This window comes from Candidatus Neomarinimicrobiota bacterium (assembly GCA_022560655.1).
Taxonomy (GTDB): Bacteria; Fidelibacterota; Marinisomatia; order SCGC-AAA003-L08; family TS1B11; genus JADFSS01.
In genome coordinates this window covers 46,884-59,856 of record JADFSS010000003.1, presented here as the reverse complement: position 1 = coordinate 59,856, position 12,973 = coordinate 46,884, and the positions used below count along the sequence as shown (strand labels likewise).

15 protein-coding genes are annotated in these 12,973 nt (G+C 60.0%); all 15 read left to right on the top strand.

Annotated features, from left to right (window positions below):
* Positions 1-12 precede the first annotated feature (12 nt).
* Complete coding sequence (locus IH971_01095) at positions 13-1,845, top strand: hypothetical protein (protein ID MCH7496434.1); 1,833 nt, start codon at positions 13-15, stop codon at positions 1,843-1,845.
* Between the two features lie 118 nt (positions 1,846-1,963).
* Entirely contained in the window at positions 1,964-2,347 is a 384-nt protein-coding gene (locus IH971_01090; protein MCH7496433.1) for a transcriptional repressor, read from the top strand.
* A 3-nt stretch (positions 2,348-2,350) separates the two neighbouring features.
* Positions 2,351-2,809, top strand: a complete 459-nt coding sequence (locus tag IH971_01085; protein ID MCH7496432.1) for a redoxin domain-containing protein — start codon at positions 2,351-2,353, stop codon at positions 2,807-2,809.
* Between the two features lie 53 nt (positions 2,810-2,862).
* Positions 2,863-3,276, top strand: coding sequence for a rubrerythrin (locus tag IH971_01080; protein ID MCH7496431.1), 414 nt, complete (start codon positions 2,863-2,865; stop codon positions 3,274-3,276).
* Positions 3,277-3,371: 95 nt separating this feature from the next.
* Entirely contained in the window at positions 3,372-4,730 is a 1,359-nt protein-coding gene (locus tag IH971_01075) for a 4Fe-4S dicluster domain-containing protein (GenBank protein ID MCH7496430.1), read from the top strand.
* A 25-nt stretch (positions 4,731-4,755) separates the two neighbouring features.
* The gene (locus tag IH971_01070) at positions 4,756-5,343 is read left to right on the top strand and encodes a DUF3501 family protein (protein MCH7496429.1); all 588 of its coding nucleotides are present in this window, start codon (positions 4,756-4,758) and stop codon (positions 5,341-5,343) included.
* A gap of 116 nt (positions 5,344-5,459) precedes the next feature.
* Positions 5,460-6,227: a urate hydroxylase PuuD gene (locus tag IH971_01065; GenBank protein ID MCH7496428.1), complete on the top strand. Its 768-nt coding sequence runs from the start codon at positions 5,460-5,462 to the stop codon at positions 6,225-6,227.
* A gap of 111 nt (positions 6,228-6,338) precedes the next feature.
* Positions 6,339-6,776, top strand: a complete 438-nt coding sequence (locus IH971_01060; GenBank protein MCH7496427.1) for a nucleoside 2-deoxyribosyltransferase — start codon at positions 6,339-6,341, stop codon at positions 6,774-6,776.
* 36 nt (positions 6,777-6,812) lie between these two features.
* Complete coding sequence (gene dusB, locus IH971_01055; GenBank protein MCH7496426.1) at positions 6,813-7,835, top strand: tRNA dihydrouridine synthase DusB; 1,023 nt, start codon at positions 6,813-6,815, stop codon at positions 7,833-7,835.
* 72 nt (positions 7,836-7,907) lie between these two features.
* Positions 7,908-8,927 carry a hypothetical protein gene (locus tag IH971_01050; protein ID MCH7496425.1) on the top strand — a complete coding sequence of 340 codons (1,020 nt, stop codon included), beginning with the start codon at positions 7,908-7,910 and terminating at the stop codon, positions 8,925-8,927.
* Between the two features lie 103 nt (positions 8,928-9,030).
* On the top strand, positions 9,031-9,345 hold the full coding sequence (yajC, locus tag IH971_01045) for a preprotein translocase subunit YajC (GenBank protein ID MCH7496424.1): 315 nt from the start codon (positions 9,031-9,033) through the stop codon (positions 9,343-9,345).
* The gene (gene def, locus IH971_01040) at positions 9,345-9,872 is read left to right on the top strand and encodes a peptide deformylase (GenBank protein MCH7496423.1); all 528 of its coding nucleotides are present in this window, start codon (positions 9,345-9,347) and stop codon (positions 9,870-9,872) included. The genes yajC and def overlap by 1 nt, the downstream gene beginning before the upstream one ends.
* A gap of 17 nt (positions 9,873-9,889) precedes the next feature.
* Positions 9,890-10,834 carry a methionyl-tRNA formyltransferase gene (locus IH971_01035; GenBank protein ID MCH7496422.1) on the top strand — a complete coding sequence of 315 codons (945 nt, stop codon included), beginning with the start codon at positions 9,890-9,892 and terminating at the stop codon, positions 10,832-10,834.
* Entirely contained in the window at positions 10,827-12,200 is a 1,374-nt protein-coding gene (gene rsmB, locus IH971_01030) for a 16S rRNA (cytosine(967)-C(5))-methyltransferase RsmB (protein ID MCH7496421.1), read from the top strand. The genes IH971_01035 and rsmB overlap by 8 nt, the downstream gene beginning before the upstream one ends.
* The gene (locus IH971_01025) at positions 12,197-12,937 is read left to right on the top strand and encodes a PASTA domain-containing protein (protein ID MCH7496420.1); all 741 of its coding nucleotides are present in this window, start codon (positions 12,197-12,199) and stop codon (positions 12,935-12,937) included. Before rsmB ends, IH971_01025 begins: the two co-directional genes overlap by 4 nt.
* Positions 12,938-12,973 lie beyond the last annotated feature (36 nt).

The following is a 12,973-nucleotide window of genomic DNA, read 5'->3' as shown; positions in this document are numbered from 1 at the left end:
TCCCCGAGCCTGATGCCGCGGCAACTTAGCGCCCTGCTGGCCGTTGCAGCCGCCGTCGGAAACCTGGGTGCCGCACAGGCTGACAGTGCTCAAGCCGCCGATACACTGCGTCCGCCACCCGTCGCCTGGACCAGCCGATTGGTCCCGCTGCTGCAGGACACCCCCAATCCTTACCGCCTCCATCTGCCGTGGGACGAGTGGGCCCACTCCGATCTCGTGGCGACCGCAGCCAACCCGTTTGTCCCGGCTGATCTCCGGATCGGGGCCGCCTTTCTGGACGGCAGCCTGGGCCAGCCGATCTTTTCGGCGCTGAATCCCTCTGCCGTGGTAGAGCAGGGCATGGAACGTCGGCGGCACATAAAGTCAAACGGGGCTGCACCCGGCTGGCGACCCTGGCAGCGGCTGCCGGCCTATGGGGTAGCGCCCATGCAGGACCGGACGCGCGCCAATCAGACCTATTTTTTCTGGGATCAGGGCGACTTCCTGTATCGTGATGTGCAGGTGGGCGGAGCGATTCGGTTAAACAGTGAGCAGAGCCTGGTCACGGCGGTGCAGAGCCGCAGCCACCCCGGCCAGTACAGCTTGGCTGGCCCCAGTCTGGGCCTTATTGAAAATAGTGTGCTCCGCAACTACCTGCTGGACTACCAGCGGCAACTGTCGCCGGACATGGCGTTTAACTATACACTCCTGCGCCAGGACGAGGAAGTGGGGCTGCCCTGGCTGGATGAAGGGACGCTAGCTGCGGACCGGCGACACAACAACACCTGGGCCCACGGCTTTGGGCTGGACGGCAGCATCAAGACATGGGATATTTATGCCAACACGGCCGTCATGACGAGCGATCTGCGGACAGCTACGGATTCGATTGGCGTGGCACGAAACCGCCTGGCCCGCCGGAGCCTGAGCCTATGGGCCGCAGGCCTGATAGGACTTCAACTGGCTCCCCATTGGCGTGCGGAGGGTTCGTGGCATATCAAGCAGCGACACATCACGGACCGGGCGTTGGGATTCCAGTCGCTGAGTTACAGCCACGCAAGATTAGGAATTACACGGACGTGGAAGCTGCTCGGCCTGTATGGTGGCACGGCCATCATCGATGGAAAAGTGGCGCCGGAGGGCAGGGTGACCTTCGGCTCGGCCGGGCGGCGACTGGCCCTGGAAACTGAGGCTACCAGTTTTCTGGACTATCCCCACGTGGGGCGGCGACTTACCCTGGATGATACGCCCTGGCAGCCGGGACCAGTAGCCCTGCGGCGCACCACGCTGTCCGGGTGGGCATCCCGCCCCCGTGTACAAGTGTCCGCACGGCTAGCGCAGCTCTCTGCGCGCGATGCTGCGGGCGACGTGCGGAGTGCCGTTACCGGTGGCCTGGCATTGGATTGGGCCCTGTGGCCGGATATTTTTCGGCTGCAGGGATCCTTCACCGGCGTGATTTCTCCAGATGCGATGCTGTTCCCGACCCGGATCAACGCAAAATCGGCTATCACGCTGATACTGCCCCTGCCCCGCTCCCGGGCGCGACCCTTTGTTACCGCCACCGCAGTGCTGGTTTCCAGCGACCTCGCCTGGTGGCCCGACCCGCTCTATGCCGACCGCACCCCGATTCCCCCGTTTCTGAATGCGGAGGGAAACACGACCGTCACGGCGATGTGGGTCAATGTGGAGGCGGGCCTCAAAGTTGCCAACTTTGAACTGCGGGCGCGCATACACAACCCGTTCGGCGTCATCCTCAAAAACTCGCCCCTCTATCTGCCGCAACCGGAACTGGTGCCACAGATAATCCGGCGCTTCAATCAGTTCAGCCTCTCATGGCGGTTCCTGCCGGAGAAGGCGGAGGGCGGTTAGACAAGAAAAGCCGGCCGCGCAACGCTGGCCTATTTTAGTTCACGTGAATTTGCCAGAATTAACTTGCTCAACCCCTGTAGGGGCCCCTAACTTTAACTAGGAATTATTACTATTTATTATGCGCCAGAGTCATCAGAGAGCCGCGATACTCGACCTGATCCGGGGCACCGCTGCCCATCCCACGGCGGAGTGGGTTTTCCAGCGGGTGAGAGGGGACATTCCCAATATCAGTCTGGGGACCGTCTACCGCAACCTTAACCAGTTGGCCGATGCCGGCATGATCCGGCGGCTCTACACTGACCGCCATACACGCTATGACGGTATAATGGACCGCCACGACCATTTCCGCTGCGACCGTTGCCAGCGCATTTATGATGTGCACATTCCGGTAGACGGTGTGGTCCAGTCAGCGAAGCGAGATTACCAGTTCGATGTGACAGCCTATTCCCTGGAGCTCACCGGTGTATGCCTGCAATGCCGGGCAACAACTAAGGAGGACTAATCCATGTCTATAGAAATTGGTGCTGTAGCGCCCGGTTTTTCGGGCAAAAATGTGGATGACAAGGTGGTATCCCTCAGCGACTTCCGCGGCCGGAAGAATGTCTTTGTGGTATTCTATTTTGCCGATTTTTCCCCGGTGTGTTCAACACAGCTGACAAACTACCACAAAGAGCTGGACGGTTTTGCCAGCCGCGACACACAGGTCATCGCCATTAGCCGGGACAGTGGTTGGAGCCATAAGGCCTTCTGCGATTCCTTGGGTGGGATCGATTATCCCGTCCTGAGCGATCTGGACCTGAAAATTGCCGGCGACTACGGCATCAGTCTTAGCAGCGGCGCTAACAATCGCGCCGAATTTCTTGTTGACAAGGAGGGGATTATCCGCTGGATGAATGTGGAGGAAACTCCTGGCAACGACACGCCCACGATGGACGACATTTTCAAGGCTATTGACAATATTTAACTCTTCGTAACCAACGATTCGAATCAACCGTTTAAGACGATCAAGGAGTCAACATGGCACTAAAAGGAACCAAGACCGAGGAGAACCTGAAATCGGCTTTTGCCGGAGAATCCATGGCCAACCGGCGGTATCTATTCTTTGCACGCCAGGCAGACATTGAAGGATTGCCCGACGCCGCGGGCGTGTTTAAGAACACCGCCGACGGCGAAACGGGGCACGCCTTCGGACATCTGGACTTTCTTAAGGAAATAGGCGACCCCGCCACGGGTCTTCCCATTGGCGATACCGCTGAAAACCTGAAAGCCGCCGTAGCCGGCGAAACCTATGAGTACACCGAGATGTACCCCGGGTTCGCCAAGACGGCTCGCGAAGAAGGTTTTGGAGAGGTGGCCGAGTGGTTTGAGACCCTCGCCCGGGCTGAAAAGTCCCATGCCGGGAAGTTTCAGGCGACCCTCACCGCACTCTAGTCCAACCAAGGAAGCTGTGGCCACGGTATAACAAAGTTGTGCCGTGGCTGCCACCCCTGGGGGACGGCATACCTAACCTGCCGCGACTGCCGACCATGTTCAATCAATCCGATACTACGCACACCCATTACGATATCAGGCGAACCGGTTACTGGGATGCCACGTCGTTGGATCGGGAGCTTGATCGGGTCTACGATATCTGTGCGGGATGCCGCCTGTGCTGGAACTTGTGTCCCTCATTTCCGGCGCTGTTTGGTGCGCTTGACGCGCAATCCGATGCGCTCGGAGAAGGGGGCCAACTGGGTGCGGATGTGACCGCCCTGACGGAGTCAGAACGGTGGCGGGTGGTTGATCTTTGCTACCAGTGCAAGCTGTGCGAGGCCCGTTGCCCCTACACGCCCGACCAGGGCCACGAATTTCTGTTGGACTTCCCCCGCCTCATGCTCAGGGCTCAGGCGCAGCGTACCCGGTCCCGGGGCAAGCAGCGCAGCGATGTCTTTCTGGGCAATCCCGATGCCACCGGCAGGGTGGGCACCGCTCTGGCTCCTCTGTCAAATCTCGCCAACCGCGTGGGCCCGTTCCGGTTCCTGCTGGACAAGCTGGTGGGGATCAGTCGGCACCGGGTGCTGCCCACCTTCCACCGCCGGACCTTCGCCAAGTGGTACAGGAAGCATGCCAAGAATGTGCGCCCCAATCCCGAGCCTGCCGGCAGGGTGGTGGTCTTTGCCACCTGCTACACCAATGCCAACGATCCGGGCGTTGGCCGGGCAGCTGTTGAGGTGCTGGAACACAACGACGTGGAGGTGCAGGTAGCGTCCCAGCGCTGCTGCGGAGCACCGCATCTGTCGCCCGGCGACTTCGACGCCTTCCGCGCACAGGCACTCCCCAATGTGGAGGAGCTGGCTGGGTGGGTGGATCGCGGCTACCAGATCGTTGTGACCGGTCCTCCCACCTGTTCGCTGACCCTCCGTCAGGATTACAGCTATCTCAGCGACGGCGACCCCCGGATGTCAGAGATGATCGCGAAGGTGGCGGGCCATACGCTGGACATTTCCCAGTATCTCATGCAACTGCACAAGGAGGGGAAACTCAAGACCGACTTTGCCAATGAGCTAGGCGAGATCAATTACCATTTGTCATGCCATTTGAAGGCGCAAAAGGCTGGCTTCAAAAGCCGGGACTTATTGCGGCTGGTGCCCGGTACCAAGGTCGTCATGGTGGAGAAATGCTCCGGCATGGATGGGGGCTGGGGCATGAAATCGGAGAATTTCACCGAGTCCATGAAAGTGGCTGCCAAGCTCGTGTCGGCGCTGAACCAGCACCCTGCGCCCACCACCTGCTCCGACTGCACTCTCGCCGGCATGCAGGTTCGACAGGCGACTGGCGGTGCGATCGCGCCCCGGCATCCCATTACGATGATCCACCACGCCTACGGACTGGACGCCCGGGCATGAGAGCGCGCTCATTTGAGGCGTTTTGATGGATAAGGTGACCCTGGCTGATCTGCTCAACATTGCCGAATATGAGCAGGTTCGGACTGAATCTCGTCGGGACATCATGGAGCACAAAGCCCACCGCCGGGTGTCGCTGGGCCCTGAGATATCGCTGACCTTTGAGGACCGCCGCACGGTGATCTACCAAATCCAAGAGATGATGCGGGCCGAGCGCATGGTGGACGACGCGGCCATCCAGGAGGAGATCGACGTCTACAATAGCCTGCTTCCCGACGAGGGTGAACTCAGCGCCACCCTCTTTATCGAGATTACCGATGCCGCCCTCATCAAGGAACGGCTGCAGCAATTCCTGGGCTTGACCGACGGCGACAGCCTCTGGCTGCAGGTAGGCGACGAGCGCACCTATGCCCGGTTCGAGGAGGGACGCAGTGCGGAGGACCAGATCAGCTCAGTGCACTACCTGCGCTTCCCGCTCTCGCCGGCGGCTCGAGAGGGCCTGCATGACCCCGCTCCCAACGTGAAACTTTGCATCGACCACCGGGACTACCGCTTCGAGACCGTACTGGCTGAGGAGGTCCGAGCGGCGCTGGCCGGCGACCTGAAGCCGGCGTGATCCACCCACCGAACACATTTTCACCCCGGGGGTTAATCTTTGCAACCTCGCTCCGAGATGATTAGCTTTTGCGCGAGGAATTCACTGCCACTCTTCAACCATCGTGAGGAAATGTAATGGAACTCATGCCGTCCCTTGACGCGCTATTCCGCTGGATTCACATTCTCGCCGGGATCATGTGGATTGGGCTACTCTACTGGTTCAATTTTGTCAATATTCCCTTCGCGGCGACCCAAGACAATGAAACGAAGCAGAAAATCACCCCTGAACTGTTCCCGCGCGCTCTATTCTGGTTCCGCTGGGGGGCCGCCTGGACCTGGGTCACCGGTGTGCTGCTCCTGCTCATTGTCTTTTACCACGGCGGGGCGCTATTTGGAGACGCAGAAACGGAATGGGGTCTGGCAGCCTATGTGATGATCGCCGTCGTATTTTTGAGCGCGTTTGCGTACGACCTGCTCTACCGAACGGTCTTGAAAAAAAACGATATCGTTGCCACCATCACCAGCCTGGTCCTTATTTCGCTGGTGATCTTCCTCTTTGAGCGCTGGGCACAGTTCGGCTACCGGGGATACGTTATCCACACCGGCACCATGTTCGGCACCATTATGGCCTACAATGTGTGGTTCCGCATCTGGCCCGCGCAGCAGAAGATCATCCCGGCGGTGAAAAACGGCGAAGCCCCTGACGGCGCTCTGATGGCAATGGCAGGCATGCGCTCCAAGCACAACACCTATTTGTCAGTCCCGCTGGTCTGGGCCATGATCAATTTCCACACCACATCAGTTGGCGCCGGCAGCCGCTATATTCTGTTTGCCGTGATAATCGTCGGCTGGCTGGTGGTGGCCCAGCTCTACAAAAAGTCCGCCAAGGTTCCCGGCTTCTAGTCCCCGTCCCAGTTATCGCATTCATATAGCCCCGGCCGATCATGGCTGGGGCTATTTGTTGCCGGCACGACAGACGTCTAATAGAGGCCTTAGGGTTAACTTGTCAAGGTCATGAAGATCTATTTCTCGGGCAGCATGAGCGGTGGGCGTGATCAGGCCCATCTGTATCCGCCGATCATCGCATATCTTAAGCAGTACGGCGAGGTGCTCACTGAGTTTGTGGCCGATCTTGCCTTGACCACGCTCGGTGAGCAGTCCCGGACCCCCGAGGCCATTTACCATCGGGACTTGAAACTTGTTGCCCAGTGCGATGTGTTGGTGGCGGAAGCTACGGTGCCATCGTTCGGCGTCGGGGTGGAGGTGGCCGAAGCCGGCAGACTGGACAAGCCGGTTTTGGCCCTTGTGCAGCCCAGGAAGGGGCACCGGCTCTCGGCCATGATCGCGGGCGACCCCAACGTGACGGTGGCCGAGTATCACTCCCTGGAGGAGGCACAGGAGGCCATGGACGGTTACTTCCGCACGTTAGCGTCCGGCGCCGGGAGGCCGTAAGTTTCATAAACCAGAGCCAGTTGGCCTGTTTTCACGATGCAGATCGGCCCCCTACATGTCGACAACCCCATCTTCCTGGCCCCCATGGCCGGCGTTACCGATCACCCCTTCCGGGTGCTCTGCCGCCGCTACGGGGTGGGGCTGGTTTACACCGAGTTCGTCAGCGCCAATGGTATCATCCGAGAGAACCTGAAGACCCTTGACCTGGTGAAATTCACCCCGGACGAACGCCCCATAGGCGTGCAGCTCTTCGGGGAGACGCCGGAGATCATTGCCCGGTCGGCAGCCTATTTGGCCGAGAAGGTCAAGCCCGACCTCATCGACCTCAACTTTGGCTGCCCAGTCCCCAAGGTGACCAAAAAGGGGGCCGGCTCGTCCATGCTGCGGGATTTGGGCCTCATGCACGCCGTGGTGGAGGCCACAGTCGCGGCGGTGCCCCACCTGCCGGTGACGGTGAAGATGCGTGCCGGCTGGGACAGTAGCTGTATCGTGGCCACGGAAGCGGCGGCCATCATCGAGCAGGCGGGTGGGGTTGCCATCACTCTGCATCCACGCACCAGCAAGCAGCTGTTCAGCGGCCACGCAGACTGGTCCCTCATCAAAGCCGTGAAGGAGCAGGTAAGTATCCCGGTCATCGGCAATGGCGATATCCAGACGGCCGATGATGCCCTACGAATGCTCACGGAAACCGGCTGCGACGGCGTCATGGTGGCCAGGGGCGCTCTCGGCAAGCCGTGGATTTTTCGTGACATAAGCGCCCTGCTGTCGGGACGGCCCGTAACGCCACCCGATTTGACGGAAGTTGCCCAAGTCTGCCGCGATCACTTCGATTTGCTGCTCGCCGACAAATCTGAACAGCTGGCCGTGAATCTGACCAAGAAGCACTTCAGCTGGTACCTGCGGGGCTTCGCAGGTGCGGCTACCTGGCGCAAGCAGCTTATGGCTTGTGACTCCACCGGGCAAATCGAAGCCTTGTTGGAAGAGCTGAACGGATTTGTCTGTGGGACTAGTCTCACAAGTGCTGCCGGGACTGGACAGTCCGAGCTCGCCGCGGCGTGAGACTCCCATGCCTGCACCGCCACATCGGCGAACACTGCTGAGCCGCTACGCCCCAGAGGATGCCGCCGGGTCATGAGACGTACCTTGCTCTACTCAGGACTGGTGGCATGGTTCCTCATATTCATATATCTGGCGAGTCAGGTCTATCTGATGGCCACACTGGCCGGGCAGGCACACCCATTGGCGGGCTGGGCCGTGGGCGTGAGCCTGGGCGCCCTGTTAATCACGACCGCCGCCGCTGCAATCCTTTTCCTGCTGGCAGCCGTTGGCCCAGCTGGCTCACTGCTGGCAGGCAGCAGACGGCACCGGCGCTACGTGGCTCGCTTAGCCGAACGGCACCGCCGCTTTCCCTTGGCGGAGATGACGGGTCTAGCCGCCGATGGCCCCGCCCTGGTAAGGAGCATCTATGAACGACTGGAGGCCAGGACAGCAACCCTGACTACCGAATCGGCGGAATCCATCTTTTTCCATACTGCCATATCCCAGTCTGGGCGCATGGATGTTGTGGTGGGATTGGGGGAACAGTTCAGAATCGTCCGCAAGCTCGCACGGCTTTACTACCCCCATGCTGGCATACGAATCCTCTCGCGTACCTATCTGGCCGTGGCCGGCGCGGTCCTGCGACCCGGAAGCCGTGAAGAAATCAATCCCGGCGCCCAGATAGGACCGGCCATTATCGGTGCATCCGTCGTGGGCGCTATTCCAGGGGCAAATCTGGTGTCCATCATCATTGCAGACGCCGTCATACAGGGGTCGGCCAACGCCTTGACGGTTCTTCGGGCAGGATTAGTGACCCGGCTCTATTTTGAGGCACTGCTCGCAGGAAAGCCCACCGAACCCAACACGCTACTGCAGAATGCCAACCGCGAATCCTTAGCGCTGTTGAGCGGCCTGGTAACCCGCGCTTCCGGGGTGCTATCGCGCGCTATCTGGGACGCTGCCAAGGACAGCCTGCGACGGATACCAGCGGCCACTTACGACAGTATCAAATCGCTTGTGTCGCGATCCGTCCAGGGCCTGGGCCGCAAGAAGAAGGAGCAGCCCACGGCTGCGGAAAAACCCACCGGGAGACGACTGCCCGCCGATGATTAGTTCCTTGCAGCGGATGGCGTCGTGGCCGCCGTTGTGATTCTAGTAAGCCTATCGTAAATTTTATAACCTAGACTCAGGAGGCGATTTGGACATACTAAATGCGATGGCTCCAAGTGGTGGGCAAGGTGGCGGCCTGGCCAACTTCTTGCCCTTTATTCTCATGTTCGCCGTCATTTATTTTTTGCTTATTCGGCCCCAGATGCGGCGACAAAAACAGCAGCGCACGATGCTGGGTGAGCTTCAGAAGGGTGATCAGGTGCTCACTCGTGGCGGCCTCTACGGGAAAATTGAGGCCTTCAAGGGCAAGGATGACAGCCGTATCCTGTTAGATATCGGCAAAGGGAATAAGGTGACAGTCGCGCGGGCCTACATTGTGGGTCCGGCCAGCGACACGGCCGAGACGCCGGCGTCGAACTGATGGCCGTTATGCCCATCGTAAAATATGGCGAGCCCATCCTGCGCCGCAAATCCAAGCCCGTTACCGAACTCCAATCCGTAATCGATCTGCTGGAGGACATGTTTGAGACCATGTATGAGGATGCTGGCATGGGTCTGGCCGCCAACCAGGTCGGTGAAAATCTCAATTTCGCCGTGATCGATATCAGCCATGCGGAGGAAAATGAGTTTCCCCGCGTTTTCGTCAATCCCGAAATTCTCAGCTCCAGCGGCAGCGATGAAATGGAAGAGGGCTGCCTCAGTATTCCCGAGATACGTGCTACCATTCCAAGGGCGGAACAGGTTCTGGTACGATATCAGGACGAGAACGGCAGCGCTCGTGAGGAGGAGCTGGATGGGCTGTTGGCACGGGTCATCCAGCACGAGATGGATCATCTCAGGGGCGTATTTTACATCGACCACCTGACCCCGGCCAAACGTGCTATCCTCGACAAACGACTGTCGGAAATCGCCGAAACAGGAGCGCCGTCAACTGGCATCATCCTATAGGCACTAGCGGGATTTCCATGCGCGTCGTCTTTATGGGAACACCCGAGTTTGCCAGGCCTTCCCTCCAGCACTTGCACGATTCTTCCCATGAGGTAGTGGCCGTCGTTACCGGCCACGACAAACCCGTGGGCCGCGGCGGCCGGTCGCGAGGCCGTATCCTATTCCAGCCCGCCATCGAGCAGCTAGCCGTCGATCTGGGATATCCTGTGCTTCAGCCTGAGCGGCTGAAAGACGAGGCCTTCCAGTCCCAACTTGCAGACCTCTCCATCGATCTGCTCGTCGTAGTCGCGTTCCGCATTCTACCCCGCAGCGTGCTTGCCGTGCCGGTGCGAGGCGCCGTGAACCTGCACCCATCTTTGTTGCCCCGCTACCGTGGGGCGGCACCCATCCAGCACTGCCTGCTGGCCGGTGATACCGTTACCGGAGTCAGCACCACCATGATGACCATGGACATCGACGCGGGCGGCATCCTGCTACAGCGCCAGCACCCCATCCGTAGCGACGATGATTTTGGAACCCTTTCCCAGCAGCTGGCACAGCTCGGTGCCGAACTGCTCACCGAGACACTGGACAAAATGGAATCAGGCGAGCTAACACCGCTCCCCCAGGTCGCTGTCTCCCCTGGAGATCAACCCCGCGCTCCGAAGATTACCCCAGACGATCTGCTGATCCGATGGGAGCGACCTGCCCAGGCTATCGTCAACCAGATCCGGGCATTTTCGCCAAAGCCCGGGGCCGCCACCTTCTGGAACGGGCAACGCCTCAAACTATTTGGTGCCAAAGCCGCCGATGGTGAGGGGGAACCAGGGGTCGTACAGGGCGTAAGCCAGGGCCGCTTGGTCATCGGAACGGCCGACGGCCGACTCGAGGCGGCCGAGGTTCAGATCGAAGGACGGCGGCGTATGAGTATTGAGGCATTCCTGCGGGGTGCGGATCTGCAACCGGGGATGGCACTTGGCTAAGCAGGCTCCCGCCGCACCGTCAGTGGCCGATCCGGCGCGCCTAACGGCCTACCATGTACTTGCCCGGGCGGACGCCGGCCACCGGATCAATGACGCCCTTTACCAGGGACTCTCAGGAGCAGAGCTCTCTGATCGCGAGCGGCGATTTGTAACCGAACTGGTCATGGGCACGACGCGCATGCGTAGACGACTCGACGCTGATCTGGCCCGCTGCTACCGGGGACGCTATGGCCGCATCGAGAGCGGGGTGAAGCGGTTGTTGCGACTGGGGGCCTACCAATTGCTATTTATGGACGGCGTACCGGCTCATGCGGCGCTGAATACTACGGTGGAGCTAGCTCAAGCAGTCCGGTTGGCAAGGGCATCAGGAATCGTCAACGGGGTCCTGAGGCAGCTCACCCGACAGCCTCCGCCCGGCAAGTTGCCTGCGACGGCGTCCACCTCGGCTCTGGCGGACGCCTTCAGCCACCCGGAGTGGCTTGTGGAACGCTGGCAGGAGCGTTTGGGCCGCGAGCAGGCCATGTCCCTGATGGCCTGGAATAATCGTCCTCCTACCATCTGGCTGCGCCTGCGTGCCAACCTGCAGAAGCGGCAGCGCCTGGCCCAGCTGGCCGGTGAGAGCGGCACGACTCTGCAACCGCACCCCCTGCTGTCGAATTATGTCACCGCAACTCCTTCGCCCGCGCCGCTGCTGATCCCAGAGGTTTTGCAGGAGGGCCTGTTTATCGTTCAGGATCCCTCCTCGGGCGCCGTGGTGCAGGCTGTGGATCCCCAGCCGGGAGAGACGATTATCGACCTGTGCGCAGGGCCGGGTGGCAAGACCGCCGCCCTGGCCGACAGTGTGGGACCCCATGGGCGTATACTGGCCTATGAACGAGATAACCGGCGCATCGGCATGCTCCGTGACACCCTCAACCGTTTGGGGCTGGATAATGTAGATATTTTTCCCGGCGATGCCACTGCGCGAGAGTTGCCTCCTGCCGACAAGATCCTGGTAGATACGCCCTGTACCGGAACGGGAGTGATGTCGCGCCGCGCCGATTTGCGGTGGCGGCGCCAGCCGGAGCACCTGGCCGAACTTGCTGCCCTCCAACTGTCGCTCCTCACATATGCCGCTGGCCAGCTCAGGCCCGGGGGTATTTTGGTCTACGCAACATGCTCCCTGGAACCGGAAGAAAACTGGAACCTGGTTGAAACTTTTCAGGGGAGGCAGCCCCAATTCGGCCTGTTGCCCCTGCCGGAGGGCGTACCCCGAAGTTGGCAGGATGGGAATGGCGCGCTGTGTTCATTTCCGCCGCAGCATGAGGTGGACGGAATGTTCGCCGTCCGTCTAAAGGATATGAGCAGCGGAGACGCTGCCAGTTGAACCTCAGAGCAGTTATTCAGTACCTGGCGGCCCTATCGCTTTTGGGCATCGGAGCCGTGGTGGCGTTGGACCATATTATCATGCCACTTTATGTTCGCCACGGGCAGGTGCGCTATATGCCCAACGTGGTGGGTCTGTCCCACACCGAAGCGGCAGAGATATTGAAGAAAGCTGGCTTCCGCGCGGAGAAAACGCATGTGGCACATACTCAAGAATATCTGCCTAACCGTATTTTCGAGACCTACCCGGCGGCGTACGCGAGGGTTAAGAAAGGGCGCATCATCCAGCTGACAGTAACCGCGGCCGAAAAGATGGTGCCGGTACCCGATGTGGTGGCCAAATCGTTACGTACAGCCGAAATCGAAATTGCCCGTGCCGGGCTGATCGTTGACACCATCCTCACCGCCTACAGCGATGATTTTAAGGCGGGCAATGTTACGTGGCAGTCCCCGCGTGGCGGGAATTTGCTCCGCCGGGGTTCGGGTATGTCCCTTATGGTCAGCTCGGGGGAGCCGCCCCAGTCCTTTTATGTTCCCGGAATTGTAGGGATGGCGTATCAGGCCGGCAGGCGGGAAATTCTGGACGCGGGCCTGGAACTCGGCAGGGTGAAATATCTTTACGCTCCCAACCTGTTGCCCAACACCATCATCGATCAAAGTATTGCCGGTGGGACGGTCCTGAAGGTGAGGCGATCTATAAATCTGACGGTGAGCACCTACGAGGAGATAAACCAGTGATGTTCGGCGATTTCAGTGTTCGCAGAGCCGATCCCT

Coding starts and splice junctions, on each gene's coding strand:
- dusB (MCH7496426.1), top strand. CDS start 6,813: ATGCAGATCGGCCCCCTACATGTCGACAACCCCATCTTCCTGGCCCCC.
- IH971_01090 (MCH7496433.1), top strand. CDS start 1,964: ATGCGCCAGAGTCATCAGAGAGCCGCGATACTCGACCTGATCCGGGGC.
- yajC (MCH7496424.1), top strand. CDS start 9,031: ATGGCTCCAAGTGGTGGGCAAGGTGGCGGCCTGGCCAACTTCTTGCCC.
- def (MCH7496423.1), top strand. CDS start 9,345: ATGGCCGTTATGCCCATCGTAAAATATGGCGAGCCCATCCTGCGCCGC.
- IH971_01075 (MCH7496430.1), top strand. CDS start 3,372: ATGTTCAATCAATCCGATACTACGCACACCCATTACGATATCAGGCGA.
- IH971_01035 (MCH7496422.1), top strand. CDS start 9,890: ATGCGCGTCGTCTTTATGGGAACACCCGAGTTTGCCAGGCCTTCCCTC.
- IH971_01095 (MCH7496434.1), top strand. CDS start 13: ATGCCGCGGCAACTTAGCGCCCTGCTGGCCGTTGCAGCCGCCGTCGGA.
- IH971_01060 (MCH7496427.1), top strand. CDS start 6,339: ATGAAGATCTATTTCTCGGGCAGCATGAGCGGTGGGCGTGATCAGGCC.
- IH971_01080 (MCH7496431.1), top strand. CDS start 2,863: ATGGCACTAAAAGGAACCAAGACCGAGGAGAACCTGAAATCGGCTTTT.
- IH971_01050 (MCH7496425.1), top strand. CDS start 7,908: ATGAGACGTACCTTGCTCTACTCAGGACTGGTGGCATGGTTCCTCATA.
- IH971_01070 (MCH7496429.1), top strand. CDS start 4,756: ATGGATAAGGTGACCCTGGCTGATCTGCTCAACATTGCCGAATATGAG.
- IH971_01085 (MCH7496432.1), top strand. CDS start 2,351: ATGTCTATAGAAATTGGTGCTGTAGCGCCCGGTTTTTCGGGCAAAAAT.
- IH971_01065 (MCH7496428.1), top strand. CDS start 5,460: ATGGAACTCATGCCGTCCCTTGACGCGCTATTCCGCTGGATTCACATT.